This is a genomic window from Nocardioides sp. (genome assembly GCF_036503465.1).
Lineage (GTDB): Bacteria > Actinomycetota > Actinomycetes > Propionibacteriales > Nocardioidaceae > Nocardioides.
The window spans coordinates 18,337-36,086 of the sequence record NZ_DASXWU010000049.1; the positions used below are offsets into that span (position 1 = coordinate 18,337).

18 protein-coding genes and 2 tRNA genes are annotated in these 17,750 nt (G+C 69.2%); 12 read left to right on the plus strand and 8 right to left on the minus strand.

The window, feature by feature from the left end; all coding sequences use genetic code 11:
• The first annotated feature begins 373 nt into the window (after positions 1-373).
• Positions 374-1,003, plus strand: a complete 630-nt coding sequence (locus tag VGK78_RS08620; protein WP_331527201.1) for a GAF and ANTAR domain-containing protein — start codon at positions 374-376, stop codon at positions 1,001-1,003.
• A gap of 323 nt (positions 1,004-1,326) precedes the next feature.
• On the opposite strand, the gene VGK78_RS08625 is transcribed toward VGK78_RS08620, so the two are convergent.
• Positions 1,327-1,677 carry a response regulator transcription factor gene (locus VGK78_RS08625; RefSeq protein ID WP_331527202.1) on the minus strand — a complete coding sequence of 117 codons (351 nt, stop codon included), beginning with the start codon at positions 1,675-1,677 and terminating at the stop codon, positions 1,327-1,329.
• 11 nt (positions 1,678-1,688) lie between these two features.
• On the opposite strand from VGK78_RS08625, the gene VGK78_RS08630 reads away from it, so the two are divergent.
• Positions 1,689-2,075 (plus strand): hypothetical protein, encoded by a 387-nt coding sequence (locus VGK78_RS08630; RefSeq protein WP_331527204.1) that lies wholly within the window; start codon positions 1,689-1,691, stop codon positions 2,073-2,075.
• Between the two features lie 394 nt (positions 2,076-2,469).
• On the opposite strand, the gene VGK78_RS08635 is transcribed toward VGK78_RS08630, so the two are convergent.
• Positions 2,470-3,477 carry a cytochrome c oxidase assembly protein gene (locus VGK78_RS08635; protein WP_331527263.1) on the minus strand — a complete coding sequence of 336 codons (1,008 nt, stop codon included), beginning with the start codon at positions 3,475-3,477 and terminating at the stop codon, positions 2,470-2,472.
• Positions 3,478-3,683: 206 nt separating this feature from the next.
• On the opposite strand from VGK78_RS08635, the gene VGK78_RS08640 reads away from it, so the two are divergent.
• Both VGK78_RS08640 and VGK78_RS08645 read left to right on the plus strand, forming a co-directional pair.
• Positions 3,684-3,760: transfer RNA gene (locus tag VGK78_RS08640), tRNA-Asp, on the plus strand.
• A gap of 66 nt (positions 3,761-3,826) precedes the next feature.
• Positions 3,827-4,171, plus strand: coding sequence for a metallopeptidase family protein (locus VGK78_RS08645; protein WP_331527205.1), 345 nt, complete (start codon positions 3,827-3,829; stop codon positions 4,169-4,171).
• On the opposite strand, the gene VGK78_RS08650 is transcribed toward VGK78_RS08645, so the two are convergent.
• The gene (locus VGK78_RS08650; protein ID WP_331527206.1) at positions 4,162-5,100 is read right to left on the minus strand and encodes an ATP-binding protein; all 939 of its coding nucleotides are present in this window, start codon (positions 5,098-5,100) and stop codon (positions 4,162-4,164) included. The two genes, VGK78_RS08645 and VGK78_RS08650, sit on opposite strands and share 10 nt — an antisense overlap.
• 172 nt (positions 5,101-5,272) lie before the next feature.
• Here VGK78_RS08650 and VGK78_RS08655 point away from each other — a divergent pair, with 172 nt between their 5' ends.
• Positions 5,273-6,748 carry an NAD(P)/FAD-dependent oxidoreductase gene (locus VGK78_RS08655; RefSeq protein ID WP_331527207.1) on the plus strand — a complete coding sequence of 492 codons (1,476 nt, stop codon included), beginning with the start codon at positions 5,273-5,275 and terminating at the stop codon, positions 6,746-6,748.
• Positions 6,749-6,792: 44 nt separating this feature from the next.
• On the opposite strand, the gene VGK78_RS08660 is transcribed toward VGK78_RS08655, so the two are convergent.
• The 3 genes from VGK78_RS08660 to VGK78_RS08670 all read right to left on the minus strand — a co-directional run bounded on the left by VGK78_RS08660 (position 6,793) and on the right by VGK78_RS08670 (position 8,784).
• On the minus strand, positions 6,793-7,962 hold the full coding sequence (locus tag VGK78_RS08660) for a thiolase family protein (RefSeq protein WP_331527209.1): 1,170 nt from the start codon (positions 7,960-7,962) through the stop codon (positions 6,793-6,795).
• A gap of 1 nt (position 7,963) precedes the next feature.
• Positions 7,964-8,036 (minus strand) — tRNA-Lys (locus VGK78_RS08665).
• A gap of 109 nt (positions 8,037-8,145) precedes the next feature.
• On the minus strand, positions 8,146-8,784 hold the full coding sequence (locus VGK78_RS08670; RefSeq protein ID WP_331527210.1) for a class I SAM-dependent methyltransferase: 639 nt from the start codon (positions 8,782-8,784) through the stop codon (positions 8,146-8,148).
• Positions 8,785-9,029: 245 nt separating this feature from the next.
• On the opposite strand from VGK78_RS08670, the gene VGK78_RS08675 reads away from it, so the two are divergent.
• Positions 9,030-9,233, plus strand: coding sequence for a cold-shock protein (locus VGK78_RS08675; protein WP_134720686.1), 204 nt, complete (start codon positions 9,030-9,032; stop codon positions 9,231-9,233).
• Positions 9,234-9,421: 188 nt separating this feature from the next.
• A complete protein-coding gene (locus tag VGK78_RS08680) occupies positions 9,422-9,580 on the plus strand; it encodes a hypothetical protein (protein ID WP_331527211.1) in 159 nt (52 codons plus the stop codon).
• Between the two features lie 168 nt (positions 9,581-9,748).
• On the opposite strand, the gene VGK78_RS08685 is transcribed toward VGK78_RS08680, so the two are convergent.
• Positions 9,749-10,804 carry a hypothetical protein gene (locus VGK78_RS08685; protein ID WP_331527212.1) on the minus strand — a complete coding sequence of 352 codons (1,056 nt, stop codon included), beginning with the start codon at positions 10,802-10,804 and terminating at the stop codon, positions 9,749-9,751.
• 50 nt (positions 10,805-10,854) lie between these two features.
• On the opposite strand from VGK78_RS08685, the gene VGK78_RS08690 reads away from it, so the two are divergent.
• Positions 10,855-11,718 (plus strand): NUDIX hydrolase, encoded by an 864-nt coding sequence (locus tag VGK78_RS08690; protein ID WP_331527213.1) that lies wholly within the window; start codon positions 10,855-10,857, stop codon positions 11,716-11,718.
• A gap of 51 nt (positions 11,719-11,769) precedes the next feature.
• On the opposite strand, the gene VGK78_RS08695 is transcribed toward VGK78_RS08690, so the two are convergent.
• Entirely contained in the window at positions 11,770-13,410 is a 1,641-nt protein-coding gene (locus tag VGK78_RS08695; RefSeq protein WP_331527214.1) for a hypothetical protein, read from the minus strand.
• A 345-nt stretch (positions 13,411-13,755) separates the two neighbouring features.
• On the opposite strand from VGK78_RS08695, the gene pstS reads away from it, so the two are divergent.
• The 4 genes from pstS (at position 13,756) to pstB (ending at position 17,687) form a co-directional block, all read left to right on the plus strand.
• Complete coding sequence (gene pstS, locus VGK78_RS08700; protein ID WP_331527215.1) at positions 13,756-14,820, plus strand: phosphate ABC transporter substrate-binding protein PstS; 1,065 nt, start codon at positions 13,756-13,758, stop codon at positions 14,818-14,820.
• Positions 14,821-14,896: 76 nt separating this feature from the next.
• Positions 14,897-15,847 (plus strand): phosphate ABC transporter permease subunit PstC, encoded by a 951-nt coding sequence (pstC, locus tag VGK78_RS08705; protein ID WP_331527216.1) that lies wholly within the window; start codon positions 14,897-14,899, stop codon positions 15,845-15,847.
• Complete coding sequence (gene pstA, locus VGK78_RS08710; RefSeq protein ID WP_331527217.1) at positions 15,844-16,884, plus strand: phosphate ABC transporter permease PstA; 1,041 nt, start codon at positions 15,844-15,846, stop codon at positions 16,882-16,884. Before pstC ends, pstA begins: the two co-directional genes overlap by 4 nt.
• Positions 16,885-16,907: 23 nt before the next feature.
• Positions 16,908-17,687 carry a phosphate ABC transporter ATP-binding protein PstB gene (gene pstB, locus VGK78_RS08715; protein ID WP_331527218.1) on the plus strand — a complete coding sequence of 260 codons (780 nt, stop codon included), beginning with the start codon at positions 16,908-16,910 and terminating at the stop codon, positions 17,685-17,687.
• Positions 17,688-17,750 lie beyond the last annotated feature (63 nt).

Genomic DNA, 17,750 nt, shown 5'->3' on the forward strand with positions numbered 1-17,750 from the left:
TGCCTCGTACCGCGACGAACCCATTCTGCTCCGCCGAACAAGTGCCCGAAAGGGTGTGCGCACCAGGTTCATCCAGCCGACCGCTCGTCGGAACCGCGAATCGCACAGCGGCATGAGCCGACGCTGACCCCACCCCGCTGAGCACGCGCGTGCGAAGCGGCATCGATCGTGGCCGCATGGTTTGCCCCCAGCGGGTACGTGGGGACTGTCGGACAACTCATGCCTCTCGGCAGCAGGCTGACGGCGGGCGCGCCGACCGTGACCCAGGGGGTGCACGGTGCAGCCGATACCCGAGACAGTCGAGGCACTTCGAGAGTTGACCAGGTACGGAGACGACACGATTGCCCGCACCTTGTTGCACATCAGTCGGGGCGTGGAAGGCGTCGTGCCACAGATGGTCGGGGTCAGCCTGTCCCTGATCGAGGAGGACCAGACCTTCACCCTGACCGCGACCACCGGGCCGGTGGCGGCGCTGGACGGGATGCAGTACCTCGACGGCGGGCCATGCGACGAGGCGGTGCGGACCGGCGAGCTTCACCGGTATCGCGCGGGCGACGTGATCGATGAGGACCGTTGGCAGCTGTTCGCCCGGGCTACCGCGGCGGCGGGTGTGGAGTCCACACTGTCGTTGCCGATCCTGCACGAGGGGCTCGTGGTCGCCGGGGTCAATCTGTACGCCTCGACCTCCGATGCGTTCGACGGACACCACGAGGAGCTGTCCCGTTCCTGCGGCGCGTGGGTGGGCGGTGCGGTCAAGAACGCCGACCTGGGGTTCACGACCCGGTTTGACGCAGCCGAAACCCCGGACCGGGTCCGCGCTCAGGCTCAGGTGGACATGGCCGTGGGCACGCTCATGTCGCGATGGAACTTGTCGGTTGAACAGGCTGAGGAGCGGTTGCGGAACGCCGCCCAGCGCGCCGGGCTCAGTGACGCCCAGATGGCAAGCGCCGTCCTCGGGCTGTTCTTGGAGGCATCAACCGAAGATTCCGACGACGAGGACTGACCCCTGGCTGTGTTCGACAATGACCTGCTCGCCTCCCTGGTGTTCACCGGAGTGTTCCTCGCATCCATCTCTGGGCTTCTCTTCTGCTTGGCCTGGCTCGAGCAGCCGGCCGCGGAGCGCTGGCGGCCAGGGCGGTGCCGGGTTGCGGTTGGGCACGAGTCGTCGGTCTCGCGGGTAGCTCTAGAGCCGAGCGCTGGGCCTCCCCCACTCGCAGGCCAGCGGCCTGACAGGAGCCGCCGTCAGACCCGTGCCGCGGGGGGCTCGAAGCCGTGCTGCAGGCACCAGCCGACAGCCTGGCTGCGCGTGGTGACGTCGATCTTGCGCTAGGCCGCGCGCACATAGGACTTCAGTGTGTTGGGCTTGATTCCGAGGAGCTGGGCGATCGCCTCGTTGCTATACCCCTTGGTGATGCCGCTGAGTACCTGGACCTCGCGCAGTGTCAGTGAGGCTTCCCAACCCAGGTCATGCGAAGTTGTCGGCATCTCACCCGAGCTCGCCACATAGCGGATGGCGGCCACGATCTCGGCGGCATCGGCGTCCAGGGACACCGAGCCAGCCGCGCCCTGAGCCGAGGCCCGAGAGGCCAGGTCCGGGCGGAGGTCATGGGCCACCACAATGATCGGTGGCTCGTTCTTGACCTCGCGGAGGAACCCCGCATCCTCGTCGCTGGCCATCGCAAGGCGTCATGCAGCACCACGTCGGGAACGTCCCCGAACTGCGGGTACCGTTCGATCATCTCGATCCCGTACGCGCTGGCAAGGATGCCGCGCAGACCGGTGTCGATGATGTCGTGCGCGGCCACGATCGCGACTCGAATGGTGGTCCCGGGCACGGCACCGTATCTAAACAGGCAACGATGCGCCGGGTTTCACCCCAAGGGGTGCATCGCCTGCACGGTCATCTCTCAGAGGCGGCTGCGGCCACCTCGGACGCGGGTAAAGATGAACACCGCAAGCGCGACGATTGCCAGGATGATGAGAATGGTCCACAGCATGTCGGAACTCCGTTCGAGCTGATCGTGATGGCCGACGACCACCGACCCAAGAACGGACCGGTCGAGACAACCGTCTAGCACCCGCGCCGTTCCCCTCCTGGCCACGAGGAAACCTCGACACGCCACGTCAGGCATGTCGTTGCGCCAGGCGAGCGCTGGGACACCGCCTCGTTCGAGGCGCCGGACGAATCCGGCGCTTTGATTCCTACCGCTCATCGGCTATCGGAACACATTCTGCGATGCGAGTGCCGCCGCGATCGGGATCTCCACTGACCCCGCCGGGCAACGCTGGGGCAACACAAGGGTCAGAAGCGGCCGTCGACAGCCAACGAGTGCCAAGCTCGGAAGTGCCCTCTGACCTGGGCGTTCACCGGTTTTCGTCGATGTCCGGCGGCGCCTCGATTGCTCTTTCACGGCGGTAGCACGGGTTCGAATCCCGTTGGGGGTGCTGACCGCCCGGCGCCGGACCGGATCAGTCCCGTCCGGACTCCTCGTGCCCCGAGCGCAGCCGGGCAAGCATCTCGTTGTACGCCGCGAGCGCGGCCTCGTCCTCGTCGATCCGCCCGGTCGGGCGCGTCACCTGTACGCCGGAGTGTTCGGCGTGGGCCATGAACGTCGACGTCCGGACCCCCTCGAGCCAGTCGCCGAGGAACCGGTCTCGGGTGGCGCCGGCGAGCAGACTGACCATGAGGCCGATGGCCATGCACATCATCAAGCCGTCGCCGGCCGCCCACATGAGCGATCCGCCGACGTCCAGATCGTGCATGGCGCTCGGCGTCCAGGACGGCCGCATCGCCATGTAGGTCGGGAAGGGGTTGTCCGGCGTCTGCAGCAGGACGATGCCGACGAGGGTGTCGGGGATCATCGCCATCACCAGCAGGACGAGCCGCATCAGGTACGGCGTGCGCCACCGGATCGGCTCCTCGCCGATGGTGGCCAGCAGCAGCCACACGCCCGACCCGAGGTAGGCGACCTGCTCGACGAGCATGAGGTCGGGATCCGAGGCCATCCGGTCCATGAACGGGGTCAGGTGGGTGTAGAAGACGACCACGCCGTACGCCACCAGCCCGACCAGGGGGTGGGTCACCACGGAGATCGGGGGGCTGTGCATGGAGGCGTCGAAGACCCGCTGCCACTCCGGGCCGCCGGCCTGGCGGAGCACCGTGAGCGGATGACCGAGCACGAGCAACGCCGGGACCAGCGTGATGAGCGTCAGGTGCTCGATCATGTGCATCCAGAACAGCGACATGGCATAGGCGTCGACCGCCGAGGTCATGCAGATCGCGAGAGTGACGACCCCGAGGACGAAGCAGCAGACCCGGGTCGCGCTCACCGATCGGTTGCCGCGACGCGCGGCGGCATACAAGCCGAAGCAGTACGCACCGAGCAGAAGGGCGCAGAAGACGAGCCAGCCGGGCCGGAGCTGCCAGGTGGTCAGGAAGGCGTGCCAGTCCAGCGCCGGGGGCGTGTGGTGGTCCATCACGACGGGCTCACGGAGTCTCGGGTCTCCTTCGTGGCGAACGTACAGGTGGGTTCGAAGCGACCGGTCACCCGGCCCGGTGGCCGTGCGCCGACGACTCTCCAGGAACGGCCGCACGGTCGATCCGCGACGACTGAGGATTGGGAGGCGTTCGGCACGATGGGTTAGAGTTCCATCCGCTCCGGCGCTCACGCCGAGCACCACCAGGCCCCGTAGCGCAGTTGGTTAGCGCGCCGCCCTGTCACGGCGGAGGCCGCGGGTTCGAGTCCCGTCGGGGTCGCCATCTCGTGCAGACGCCCTGGTCCATGCGGACCGGGGCGTTCGTCGTCACTGGCTACGCTCGGCCGGCATGGAGCTCGACCGGGAGTCGTTCGAGGTGCTGGTCGAGGAGGCCCTCGACCAGATCCCGGACGAGATCGCGAGCCTCGTGCACAACGTCGTCGTACTCGTGGAGGACGACGCGCCCGGCGACGAGCCAGACCTGCTGGGGGTGTATGACGGGGTGTCGCTGACCGAGCGCGGCAGCGACCACACCGGGCTGCCCGACCGGATCACGATCTTCCGGCGTCCACTGCTGGAGATGTGCGCGGACGCCGAGGAGCTGGTCCGCGAGGTGCGGATCACGGTGGTCCACGAGATCGCCCATCACTTCGGGATCGACGACCGCCGACTGCACGAGCTGGGCTACGGGTGAGCGCGCGAGAGCCGGGAGAGGTGGTTGTTCGTCCACGGCTTCGGCTCGTCACCGGAACCCTGCCGGACGAACTCGCCGAAGAGCCAGGTCTGGAACTCGACCTGCTCAGGGGTGCGGGCGAGCGTCAGCAACCGCTCGTTGCGGCAGAACGCGTCGGCGAGGTCGTAGAGCTCCATCAGCCGGGCAAACCTGTCGGAAGCGTCGAGCGGCGCGGTCACGTCGATGTCGGTGACCTCGTCGCCTTCCTGGATCGCGGTCATCAACGCCTCGCCGCCGAACTGCCAGCGGAAGTCGCGGGCCAGCGCGCTGAAGTACGCCGACAGGTCGGATGCCACGGGGTAGGTGTCCTGATGGGCGACCGCGAGCAGCCGCAGCTCGCGCCGTAGCTCCGCCCCGTGGGCCAGCGTGCCCTGCATGAGCTCCACCGGCACGTCGCGCAGGCGGACCGTGAGGGTCTTCTCGTGCGCGAACGACATCTCCTCGGACTCTTCGTCCCAGCCGAGTACGACGCCGATCGCCGGCTCCTCGGGTGGAGCGGCAGACGGCACGAACCAGACCAGCTTCCCGTCGCCGTCGCGCTCGGCCCCCCACGCTTCGGTGAAGCAGGCGACGATGGCGAGACCACGACCGAACGTGGGCAGGTCGTCGAGGAAGTCCTGCGCCGGGTCGTCGGCGGCCAGCTCGGGCGGCTCCGCAGAGGCGTCGCGCACTTCGACCCGCGGATGTTCCCGCGTGCCGCGCAGCCGCACCGTGATCGGGTCCTTGCCGTGGAGGATGGCATTGGTGACGACCTCGGACATCGCCAGCTCGGCGTTCTCGAGGAGGTCGTCGCGACCGATCTCGCCACAGACGCCGACGACCCAGCGGCGCGCCTGAGCGGCGGCGCGCGGGCCGGGCTCGAGCGGCTCCGCAGGTCGGTTCAGTGGCACTTTCTCTCCACATGGTCAGGCGCGCTGGCCGCACCAGTCCCGGCTCGTGTACCCGGGCGAACGGCGCCTGAAACCTCATCTCGCACTTCAGTTCCACGCGCCCCACGACTGTGAGCAACGAGATGATCGCCCCGATTGTGGCACGAGAGTGCGTCAGGAGGATCGTTGAGGCATGGAAGAGTCGCAGAAACCTGGTCGCCACCAGGTGGTCGTGATCGGGTCCGGATTCGGCGGATTGTTCGGGACGAAGGCGCTGAAGCGTGCGGACGTCGACGTCACCGTGATCGCCCGCACCAGCCACCATCTCTTCCAGCCGCTGCTCTACCAGGTCGCCACCGGCATCCTCAGCGAGGGCGAGATCGCTCCCTCGACGCGGGAGGTCCTGGCCCGTCAGCGTAACGCGCGTGTACTCCTCGGCGAGGTGACCGGGATCGACCTCGCGGCCCGCACCGTGACGTCGCAGGTGCTGGGGCGGGCGACGGTCACGCCGTACGACTCCTTGATCGTGGCCGCCGGAGCCGGCCAGTCCTACTTCGGCCACGACGAGTACGCCGACTTCGCGCCGGGGATGAAGAGCATCGACGACGCGCTCGAGCTTCGCGCCAGGATCTTCGGTGCGTTCGAGCTGGCCGAGCTCGAGGCCGCGCGCGGGGAGAACGTCGACTCCCTGCTCACCTTCGTGGTCGTGGGCGCCGGGCCCACCGGCGTGGAGATGGCCGGCCAGATCGCCGAGCTCGCACATCGGACGCTGCAGCACGACTTCCGGTCCATCAACACCAAGCGCGCGCGGGTGATCGTGGTCGACGCCGCCGGGCAGGTCCTGCCGCCGTTCGGCGCGCAGCTCGGGGCGAGGACCAAGGTCGCGCTGGAGAAGCTCGGCATCGAGGTGCTGCTCGGCGCGATGGTGACCAACGTCGACGAGAACGGCATCGAGGTCCAGTACAAGGACGGCCGCACCGAGCAGATCGCCGCGGTCACCAAGATCTGGGCCGCCGGCGTACAGGCGTCGTCCCTCACCAAGACCCTGTCGGAGCAGACGGGTGCCCCCCTCGACCGTTCCGGCCGGATCCGGGTCAACCCCGACCTCACGCTGCCCGGCTACCCCGAGGTGTTCGTGGTCGGCGACATGATCGACCTCGAGCACCTGCCCGGGGTTGCACAGGTCGCCATCCAGGGCGCCAAGTACGCCGCTGCCGAGATCAAGCGGCGCCTGGGCGGGAAGCCGCCCCAGAAGCCCTTCCGCTACTTCGACAAGGGCTCGCTGGCGACCATCAGCCGCTTCCGGGCCGTGGCCCTGATCGGCGGGTTGCGGCTGACCGGCTTCGTCGCGTGGCTGCTCTGGCTCGGCGTCCACATCGTCTACCTGACCGGGTTCAAGAACAGGGTCACGGCACTCGGGCACTGGGCCGTGTCGTTCGTCGGGCGTGGGCGCTCGGAGCGGACCGCGACCGAGCAGCAGCTCTTCGGGCGCCAGGCCCTCGAGCGGCTCGACGGAGGTACCGCCGGCCTCGTGTCCGCGCCACCCGACGACGGCGCGGCGGTGGCCGCGGCGATCGCCGCGCGGCGCAAGGAGCTCGAGGAGCAGGCGCTCGCCGAGATCCGGCTCACCGACTCCGGGGAGCGCGGCCAGCCGGAGGCGGCGTCCTAGGCCGCGTCGGCAGCCGATCCCTTGTCTGCCGCGCGGGCGCGTCCCTACGCGACGTTCTCGAGCACGACCGCCAGCCCCTGCCCGACCCCGATGCAGATGGCGGCGACGCCCCAGCGCTCGTGGCGCTCGACGAGGACCTTGGCGAGCGTGCTCAGCACCCGTGCGCCGGACGCGCCGAGGGGGTGGCCGATCGCGATCGCGCCGCCGCAGGTGTTCACGATCTCGGGGTCGATCTTCCAGGCGTCCAGGCAGGCGAGTGACTGGACCGCGAAGGCCTCGTTGAGCTCGACCGCGCCGACGTCGGCCCAGCTGATGCCGGCGGCCGCCAGGGCCCGGTTCGCCGCATCGACCGGAGCGATGCCGAACCGCTGAGGCTCGAGCGCCGCGGCTCCCCGGCCGGCGATCCGGGCGAGCGGTTCCAGGCCGAGCTCGGCGTCCTCGGAGCCGACCAGCACGGCAGCCGCGCCGTCGTTCAGGGGCGACGCGTTGCCGGCGGTGATCGTCCCGTCGGGGCGGAACGCCGGTTTGAGGCCGGCCAGGGTCTCCGCGCTGGCGTCCGGCCGGATGCCCTCGTCCCGCTCGAGGCCGTCGACCGGGAGCACGAGGTCATCGTAGAAGCCGTCGGCCCAGGCCCGCGCCGCCTGCCGGTGCGAGAGCACGGCGAACTCGTCCTGCCGCTCGCGGCCGATGCCGAGCTCGTCGGCGAGCTGCTCGTTGCACTCACCCAGCGACGCGGTGAACTCCTCGGGCATCCGGGGGTTGACCAGCCGCCAGCCGAGGGTGGTCGAGACGAGGGTCTCGTGACCCGCGGGGTAGGCCTTGGCCGGCTTCGGCAGCACCCACGGCGCACGCGTCATCGACTCGACGCCGCCGGCGACCACCACCGACGAGTCGCCGGTCTCGACCAGACGAGAGGCGTCCATCGCGGCCTGAAGGCTGCTGCCGCACAGCCGGTTCACGGTCACTCCCGGCACGGTGACCGGCAGCCCGGAGAGCAGCACCGCCATCCGCGCCACGTTGCGGTTGTCCTCACCGGCGCCGTTGGCGCACCCGAGGACCACGTCGTCGACCTCGGCCGGGTCGAGGGACGGCGCACGCTCGACCACGGCGCGGACGACGGTCGCCGCCAGGTCGTCCGGCCGGCTGGCGGCCAGCGCTCCGGCGTACCGCCCGAACGGCGTGCGCAGCCCGGCGTAGATGAAGGCATCTCCCATGTAGGCCCTGTGGGACTCGAACCCACAACCCATGGATTAAAAGTCCACTGCTCTGCCAATTGAGCTAAGGGCCCGCGACGTGGGAGATCCGATCGGGACGAACCTCCCGGACGTCGCTGCCATCATCGCAGGAGCGCCGGACTCCGAGGAGGCTGGAGGGTGGGATCCGAGATGATCGGCCGGTCAGCGGACCAGGCCCACGACCTCCCAGTCCCGGGAGCGGGGCCGGTACGTCGTGACCAGGCCCTGGCTCTCGGCAGCCGCGACCATCGCGTCCGGGGGATGGATGAAGGCCCGGAAGCTGTTCCGGGAGATCTTGCGGTAGAGGTTCTCGCCGCCGAACATGGCGCGGGTCAGGAGGTTGTCGGCGGGGTGGCTGAACACCAGCCGTCGACCGGCATGTGCAGCAGCCGTTGTCAGGAGCCGTTGGTAGTCGGGGTAGCAGCAGACCACCCGGTGGAGCACGACCACGTCGGCCGGCTCCACCTCGTCGGGGGCGAGCGCGATGTCGAGGATGCGGCGGGTGACGCGTCCGCTGAGGCCGGATCGCTCGAGCAGCCGGGCGGCTTCGTCCTCGTACCCGGCCGAGATCTCCAGGTTGGTCACCCGAGCCGCGCCACGCTTCAGCAGCTCGACCTGGAGCTCCCCTACGCCGCCGCCGATCTCCAGCACCGATGCGCCCTCGATGCCCTCCGCCGCGAAGTCCAGGAGCCGGGTCGCGACCGGGGTCAGCCCGCGCTTGCGGTACCGGCGGGACCGGCGTCTGGCGAACCGGCCGCTGAACACCGACCGGTAGTCCTCCGGGTCGCAGCAGTCCGTCATGGCAGAAGTATCGGGGCGCGGTGAGGGTTAGTCACGGTGCTGGGGGTTCCCCTGGCCCATCTGGTTGGTAGTGTCATCCCGCAGCAGATGCAGGTTCCAGCAGGTTTGCGCCAGCGGAGTTTGTGATCCAACGGCGTTCTCTTCGTGGGTGCCACCCATGCAAGTCGGAGCGACGTGTCACCGCATCTGGTGCAGGGCCGTCGCAGTGACGGCCCGTCGTTCCGAAAAACAGGAGTAACGAGCAGATGGCTCAAGGCACCGTGAAGTGGTTCAACGCCGAGAAGGGTTTCGGCTTCATCGCACAGGAGGATGGCGGCGACGACGTCTTCGTGCACTACTCGGCGATCCAGACCCAGGGCTACAAGTCCCTCGACGAGAACCAGAAGGTCGAGTTCGACGTCACCCAGGGCCCCAAGGGTCCGCAGGCCGAGAACGTCCGCCCGCTCTGATCGACTGATCGAGCGGTCCCGGGCTACTCGCCCGGGCCCCAACGGACACGGGACCTCACCCTTGCGGTGAGGTCCTTTCCGTTTGTCCGGAACACCGGCTATTTTCTGGTTTGGGGGTGCTCGGGGCAGGGAAGCCTGGATATTTGACCCCTCACCAGACCCCCGATGGTTCGCAAGGAGTGTCGTCCGTGCCCGACCAGTTCGACGTGTCGCTCGAGGACAGCGACCTCCTGGGCGAGGTGGAGCTGACGACCAACCTGATCATCGCCGCGAGCGAGACCGACCAGCACCTCTCCGACGCGGAGATCGACGAGATCCTCGGCGTCGCACCTCAGGCGCCCGCCTGAGCCGTACGCCCGTACAGGCTCGCCGGCCCGGGTCGGACCGCACTGCTCCGCGAGCGTTTCGTCAGCTTCGTGGCGGTTGCGATCCCCTCGAAGCAGGCGGGTACCCAGCCAGGCGGGTGATCCGACACGGAACGCCCCGTCACCGGCGGCTCACCGGGATTCCGGAGCTCAGCAGGTGGCGAACAGCACCGGCCCGGTGCTGAGGTCCGACAGCACAGACGCGTCCGGCCGCGGCTTCAGACGCATCACGACCAGTGAGCCCCGCGCGGTCACCGACGTCACCGTGAACCGGTCCGGGAAGGTGCCGCCCTGGCCGGGCGCCGGGCCCCGGGCCAGGGTGGCCCGGGTGTCGGCGTTCGTCCGGGCCGTCTCGTCGCCGTCGAACTCGAAGGCGACCCGGACCGTCCCGTCCGGCTGGTCGGACATCGCGAACGCCGAGTAGGGGTTCACCTCCCCCGCGGCGGCGAGGAGCCGCTTGGCAGCGGTTTGGTCGGCGGCGCCCGCGTGCGCCATCGCCAGGGCCCCGCAGGCGTAGTCGCCGCTGTAGACCGCCGCTGCCAGTGGCTCCCCGGCATCGTCGACCACGCCGTCCAGACCGGTGACCGTGGCCCCGTGCCCCTGTACGGCGTCCATGGCGACGCCGAGGAACGCGGCGGAGTCGGAGGTGAGCACCAGGTCGTCGCCCCGGTCGAGGGCGACGTACTGGAGCTCGCCGGTCAGCGAGGGCGAGATCCGGGCGAGAAGGTCCTCGCCACCCAGCCAGACACCGTCGGGATCGTCCGGTTCCCGGTACCCGAGGTCGCCGAGATGGTCGGCGACGTCGTCGAGGTCCACCGACGACGGGAGGTGCAGCATGACGACGGCCCCTTGGTAGGACTGGCTGAACAGCTCCCAGTCGGCGCTCGCCGGCGAGAAGCCGTAGCGCTGCTGGAGCACGGGGGCGGAGGTCACCAGCGCCGAGGTCGAGGTCAGGTCGTCGTCGTACGCGCGGTCGAGGAACCTCCGCACGTCGGCCGCCGACGACCGGGTCGAGAGCGCGGCGTGCTCGTGCTGCCGCACCGCCGCCCAGTCGGTCCAGGAGAGCCGCTGCGTGCCGCCCGGCGCGTGGTCGACGGCCCAGGCGAACGACGACGTACGGTCGTCCTGGCGCCACCACAGGTAGCCGCCCGCAGCCACGACGAGAGCGATCACGACGGCGGCGACCACCCAGAGTCGTCTCGGCACGCGCGCTCCGTCCTGTTCTCGCCGCCTCCCGGTGATGTGAGACTAGTCGTATGCCCTCCACGTCCAGGCCCGGCGAGGTCCGGGCCGCCGGCGCCGTCGTGCTCCGCAAGGGGCAGGTGCTCCTGGTGCACCGTCCGGCGTACGACGACTGGTCGTTCCCGAAGGGCAAGCTCGACCGCGGCGAGGTGGCACCGGCGGCGGCGGTGCGCGAGGTCGAGGAGGAGACCGGGCTCCACATCCGGCTGGGGGTGCCGCTGACCAGCCAGTCCTACCCGAACGGCGGGCGCACGAAGGTGGTCGACTACTGGGTCGGGCGCGTGGCCGGGGCTCACGACGTGTCCGGCTACACGGTCAACGAGGAGATCGACGAGGTCGCCTGGGTCGGCGTCGACAAGGCGGAGAAGCGGCTCAGCTACCGGCGCGACCGCGAGACGCTCGCAGAGGCGCTGGAGACGGGCAAGCAGACGCGGGCCCTGGTCGTCCTGCGCCACGCGCGGGCCAGGTCGCGCAAGGCCTGGCACAAGAACGACCGGAAACGGCCGCTGCTCACGGTCGGCACCGACCAGGCTCGCGCCGCGGCGCCGGTGCTCGGGGCGTTCGGCGTGTCCCGGATCGTCACCTCGTCGAGCACCCGCTGCGTCGACACGGTGGCGCCGTACGCCGAGAGCAGCAGGCGGCCGGTCGACTGCGTCGACGGGTTGTCCGAGGAGGACGCCACCGCGACGTCCGTGCAGGCCGTCGTCGACGAGCTGCTGCGCTCCGGCGAGGACGCCGTGATCTGCACGCACCGGCCGGTGCTGGCGACGGTGTACGACGCGATCGGGATCCCGACCGAGCACCAGTCGACCGGCGAGCTGGTGGTGGTCCACCACCGACGGGGCCGGGTGCGCGCCCTCGAGCGGCACCTCGGCTGATTCCCGTCAGCAGGCTCCCCAGGTCGTGGCCCGGACCGACTTCGCCTCGGCTCAGGGCAGGCGCACGTCCGTGTAGATCATGTTGTGGTCCGACGGCCACGGCGATCCGGTGATCACCTGCTTCCACAGGTCCGCGCCCGGCATGTTGAGGGTCATGATCGTGTCGTACATGCTGCCGAACCCGTACACCGACGGCTCCTCGGGCGACTGGTAGTGGTTGACCGAGTTGTACTGGCCGTTGACGACCGTCGCCGCCGAGATGGTGTTGTACCACCCGTCGTTCAGCCACACCGTGTGCGGCGAGTCGACGCCCTCGCTGGTCTGCGAGCTGTTGGCGTCGGTGGCGATGACCACCGGCAGGTTCTGCTGGTTGATCGCCGCGATGCCGTCGCTGATGGCCTGCGCCTGCTGGCCGCGCAGTGCGTCGGTCGTGGCGTCGTTACCGGCCGACAGGTGGGCGCTGATGAAGTAGAACTCCTGGCCGGACGCCAGGTCCTCGAACAGGGCGTACGCCGCGACGTGCGGATGGAGCGGATCCGGGATCGAGATGTAGCACGACGGCACCGTCTCGTCGCAGTCGCTCATCAGCTGCACCTCGGTCGGGTCGTACAGGATCCGGGTGTCCTGCCCCGCGCCACTCCAGTACGGCGTCGTGCGGGTGAGCTCGTACTGGGGCGCTCCCTGCTGGCTGAGAGCCGTGTCCAGCCCGACGCCGCCGTCGTCGGAGACCCACATCCCGGGCATCAGCTCCTCGATCCCCGCAACCGCCGGGTGAGCCTTTGCGATGTTCGCGGCGATCAGCTGCTGCCGGTCCTTCCACAGGTGGCCGTCGACGTCCTTGCTCGCCACGTGCATGTTGTAGGCGGCGTACCGCATCAGGGTGCCGGTCCCGGTCGAGGCCTGGCCGGCGACCTGCGTCTGCATCAGGAAGGGGTAGCGGCGCGCCGCCGTGTCCGCCTCGCCCTTGCGGACGGCGACGATCCGGAAGAACAGGTGACGGCCCGTGCCGAGCCCGGCGCCCGCCGCGGCGGTCTGCTCCGGGGTGAGTGTGAGGGAGCGCCGGTCGCCGCCGACCCGGAAGGTCATGCTGTTCCGGCCGACCCTGGGGGTCGTCGGTGAGCCGAACCGCGACACCGCCGTGGTGATCCGGAAGAGGTCGGTGTGCCCGCCGTCGGTCCGCCAGCGGAACTTGGTCGTACCGGGAGCGGTGCCGACGACGCTCCAGACCTTCTCGAACCTGTCGGGGATGTGCGCCTTCGTCGCCACGCGCACCGGGGCCGACCAGGGTGACCTGTGCGTGCCGTGGACCTTGCGCACGCGCACCCAGTAGTACGTCGCGTCGCGCAGGTGCCCGACCACCGCGGCCTCGCGGCCGCCGGCCGGACGGCGCGCGCTGTTCCGCTTGCTGCGCTTGGCCACGACCCTCGTGAAGTCCTTCTTCCTCGAGACCTGGACCCGGTAGCCGGTGGCGGCCTTGATCCAGTTCCAGCTGACGTTGACGTACGTCGTGCCGAGGGAGGCGGTGTCGAGCCCGATCCCGCGCAGCACGGTGCGGTTGGCGTCGTAGGTGACCCGGCTGGTGGTGACGCCTGACTGCGTCTCGCGGAGCACGGTCGCGGAAGCGGGGGTGGCGGGCACCACGAGCACCGCAAGAGCGAGCACAGGCCCGATCGCGGGGGCGATCCGACGCATCGGCCGGGTCCTTCCTACACAACCCCCACGAACGTCGTACCCCCGCCTGGAAACGTAGGTGAGCGGCGGCCCGGTGTACGCGGATTCGCGAGTTTTTACCTGGCCCGGCCGGGTCAGGTGGTGCTGGGGTACTAGCCCCCCCGGGACGTACGTCCCGCGTTCACGTGCCGCATGCCTCGCCGGCGGCGAAGGTCGCGATCTCGGCGCTCCGAGTTCACGAGCCGTTCACCGTCGCCCACACAGCCGTCCATCTCGCGTCCCTAGGTTCCGAGACGTGATCGACGAACCGACTCAGGAGCGACAGACGTGAACACTCCAACTCTGCGCCGGGTAGCAATTCCGGCCGTGGCGCTCCTCACCCTGGGCCTCACGCTCTCGGCTTGTGGTGACAAGAGCACGAGCGACAGCGCGGCAGGCCCCGGCGGTGGCGGCACCCTCAACGGGGGTGGCTCGACCGCTCAGGCAGTGGCCGAGCAGGCCTGGCGCGCCAACTACCAGAAGCAGAACGGCGGCACCATCAACTACGAGGAGGTCGGCTCCGGCACGGGGGTCGAGAACTTCATCAGCGGTGCCTACGCCTTCGCTGGTTCCGACGCCTACCTCACCCCCGATCAGGTGTCACAGGCGAAGCAGCAGTGCGGGGGCGACCCCATAGAGGTGCCGGCCTATGTGAGCCCCCTTGCCGTGGCATTCAACCTGCCGGGCATCAAGTCACTGAATCTCGACGGCGAAACGATCGCGAAGATCTTCAACGGGTCCATCACGACGTGGAACGACCCGGCCATCGCGAGCCAGAACTCGGGTGTGAAGCTCCCCAGCACCTCGATCTCGACCGTGCACCGCTCGGATGACTCCGGCACCACCTTCAACTTCACCGACTACCTGTCGCAGGCGGGCGACGGCGCCTGGAGCGACGAGGCGAGCGTGACCTGGCCGGCCAGCGTCAAGGGTGGCCAGGGCCTCGAGGGGACGTCCGGTGTGGTCGGTGGTCTGAACGACACGGTGGGCTCCATCGGCTACGCGGACGACTCGGCGGTCAAGAGCACCGAGCTCGGCGTGGTGTCGGTCAAGGTGGGCAGCGACTACAACCCGCCGACGGCCGAGGGTGCCGCGAAGGTCCTTGCCCTTTCTCCCATCGAGAGCGGGCGCGCGCCGAGCGACATGGCGATCAAGATCGACCGCACGTCCACGGAGCCGGGCACCTACCCCCTTCTCCTGGTGTCGTACCTGATGGCCTGCCCGTCGTACAGCAACCCAGGGACGGCTGACATGGTCAAGGGTTTCCTCAGCTACGTGGTGTCCGGTGACGGCCAGCAGGCCGCAGCGAGCGCGGCCGCCTCGGCGCCACTCGACCCCAAGCTCTCCCAGGACGCGACCGGCATCGTCTCGAAGATCACGTCCGGCAGCTGACCGCCAAGCGGAGGGTACGACGGCGCTCGGGGACCGTCGTGTCCAGCCGCTGACTTCCTGGAGTCCAAGGAGCAGTGTGACCACCACCATCTCTCCGAGTCGGAGAGAGCTCACGACGTCACCGCGTCCGACCCGGCGCGGTGATCGAGCGTTCGCCAACGTCGTAGCCGCCGCCGCGCTGACGATCCTGGTCGTGCTCATCGCGGTGTTCGTCTTCCTGGCCGTCGAGGGCTGGCAGGGCCTGACCGCCGATGCCGCTACGTTCGCGCCGTTCACGTCGTTCGGGAGCTACATCGCTCCGCTGATCGTGAGCACCCTGCTCGCGTCGGCGATCGCTCTGGTGGTCGCAGTGCCGTTCGCGGTCGGGGTCGCGCTGTTCATCTCCCACTACGCGCCGCGCCGGCTGGGTACGGTGCTCGCCTACCTCATCGATCTGCTCGCCGCCGTCCCGTCCGTGGTGTTCGGCCTCTGGGGTGGGCGCTATCTGGCCGGCTACCTGCAGCCGGCCCACGTCTGGCTGTCCGACCATCTCGGCTTCATCCCGATCTTCGGTGACCCGTCGCCCAACGGGCGGTCGCTGTTCACGGCCGGGATCGTGCTGGCGATCATGATCCTGCCGATCATGACCGCGATCTCGCGTGAGGTGTTCCTGCAGACACCTCGGCTCCACGAGGAGGCCGCGCTCGCGCTCGGTGCGACCCGCTGGGAGATGATCCGGTACGCCGTCTTCCCCCATGCCCGCTCGGGCATGGTCTCCGGGATGATGCTCGGCCTCGGTAGGGCCCTCGGGGAGACGATGGCGGTCGCGATGGTGCTGGCCACGACGCCGACCACCACGCTGAACGTGATCGGCACCGCGAGTCCCCCGACGATCGCCGCGAACATCGCGCTCAACTACAAGGAGGCGACGCCGGAACGGCAGTCGCTCCTGATCGCCACCGGTCTCGTTCTGTTCGTCGTCACGTTCCTCGTCAATTTCGCGGCGCGCTGGGTGGCAGCGCGCAGCTCTCGAAGGATGACGGGATGACTACCGGAAGCATGCAGATCTCGCACCCGCGCCTCCCGCCGTGGGCGCCGGTCCTCGTGGCCGTCATGGCGTTGGCCCTGGCAGGGCTGCCGGCCTTGCTGGCGGGTTGGGGCCCGGTGACCTGGGTCGTGGCCGCGATGTTCGCCTTCCTGGTCGCCATGCCCTTGTGGTCGCGGCTGGTCGAAGGGCGGCGCGCCGCGGTCGACCGTCTGGTGACGGTTCTGATCTGGACGGCGTTCGTGATCGCGGTCATGCCGCTGGTCTGGCTGCTGTACGTCGTGATCCGCAGTGGAGCCCCGGCCATCAACAGCCAGTTCCTCAGTGTGTCGATGCTCAACGTGATCGGCGACGAGCAGGGGGGCATCTATCACGCCTTGATCGGCACGTTGCTGATCACCGTGGCGGCGGCGGTCATCTCGGTGCCGATCGGCATCCTGACCGCCGTCTACCTCGTGGAGTACGGGAAGACGTCGCGAACGGCGCGGGTGATCACTTTTCTGGTTGACGTGATGACCGGCATCCCGTCGATCGTGGCCGGCCTGTTCGCCCTCGCGCTGCTCGTCCTGCTCTTCGGGACGGCGTTCCGCGCCGGGATCGGCGGCTCGATCGCGTTGTCGCTGCTGATGATCCCGACGATCGTGCGCTCCGCGGAGGAGATGATGCGGCTCGTCCCCGACGACCTGCGCGAGGCGGCGTACGCGCTCGGGGTGCCGAAGTGGCGCACGATCACCCGGGTCGTGCTGCCGACGTCCCTGGCGGGGATCGTGACCGGCGTCGTGCTCGCGGTCTCGCGCGTCATCGGTGAGACGGCGCCGTTGCTGGTCGTCGCCGGCGCGACCGACGGCGTCAACACCGACCTGTTCGACGGGCGGATGACGACGCTGCCGGTGTTCATCTACTCCCAGTACGCCGCGTCGACCCCGGTCGGCTACCAGCGAGCATGGGGCGGGGCGCTGGTGCTGATCGCGCTGGTGATGGTGCTGAACCTGATCGCGCGGACCATCGGTCGTGTCTTCGCCCCCGCCAAGGGACACTGAGCCCAGGCCTTCAGGAAGGAACCATGGCCAAGAGCATCGACGTCTCGGACCTCGACATCTACTACGGGGACTTCCTCGCGGTGGAGGGGGTCACGATGACGGTCAAGTCCAGGTCGGTGACGGCGTTCATCGGCCCGTCCGGCTGCGGCAAGTCGACCATGCTGCGGTCGCTGAACCGCATGCACGAGGTGATCCCCGGTGCGCGTGTGGAGGGCAAGGTCGTCGTCGACGGCCAGTCGCTGTACGACCCCAGCGTCGACCCGGTCGCCGTCCGCCGGCAGATCGGGATGGTGTTCCAGCGGCCCAACCCGTTCCCGACGATGTCGATCTACGACAACGTGCTGGCCGGCAACCGGCTGAACGCCCGGAGGATGAAGAAGGCCGACGCCGACGAGATCGTGGAGAAGTCTCTGAAGGGCGCCAACCTCTGGAACGAGGTCAAGGACCGGCTGGGCAGGCCCGGCATGGGACTCTCGGGCGGTCAGCAGCAGCGGCTGTGCATCGCCCGGGCCATCGCGGTCGAGCCGGAGGTGCTGCTGATGGACGAGCCCTGCTCGGCGCTCGACCCGATCTCGACCTCCGCGATCGAGGACCTGATCCACGAGCTCAAGTCCGAGTACACGATCGTGATCGTCACCCACAACATGCAGCAGGCTGCCCGGGTGTCGGACGACACGGCGTTCTTCAACCTGAAGGCGGCCGGCCGGCCGGGTCATCTCGTGGAGTTCAACCCGACCAAGAAGATGTTCTCCACCCCCGACGAGGCCTCCACCGAGGCCTACATCTCCGGCCGCTTCGGGTGACCGCGCGCAGGCTCGGAGACGGCTGTCGGATTACCCACCTGAGCGGGTACTCAGCAGCTTCGA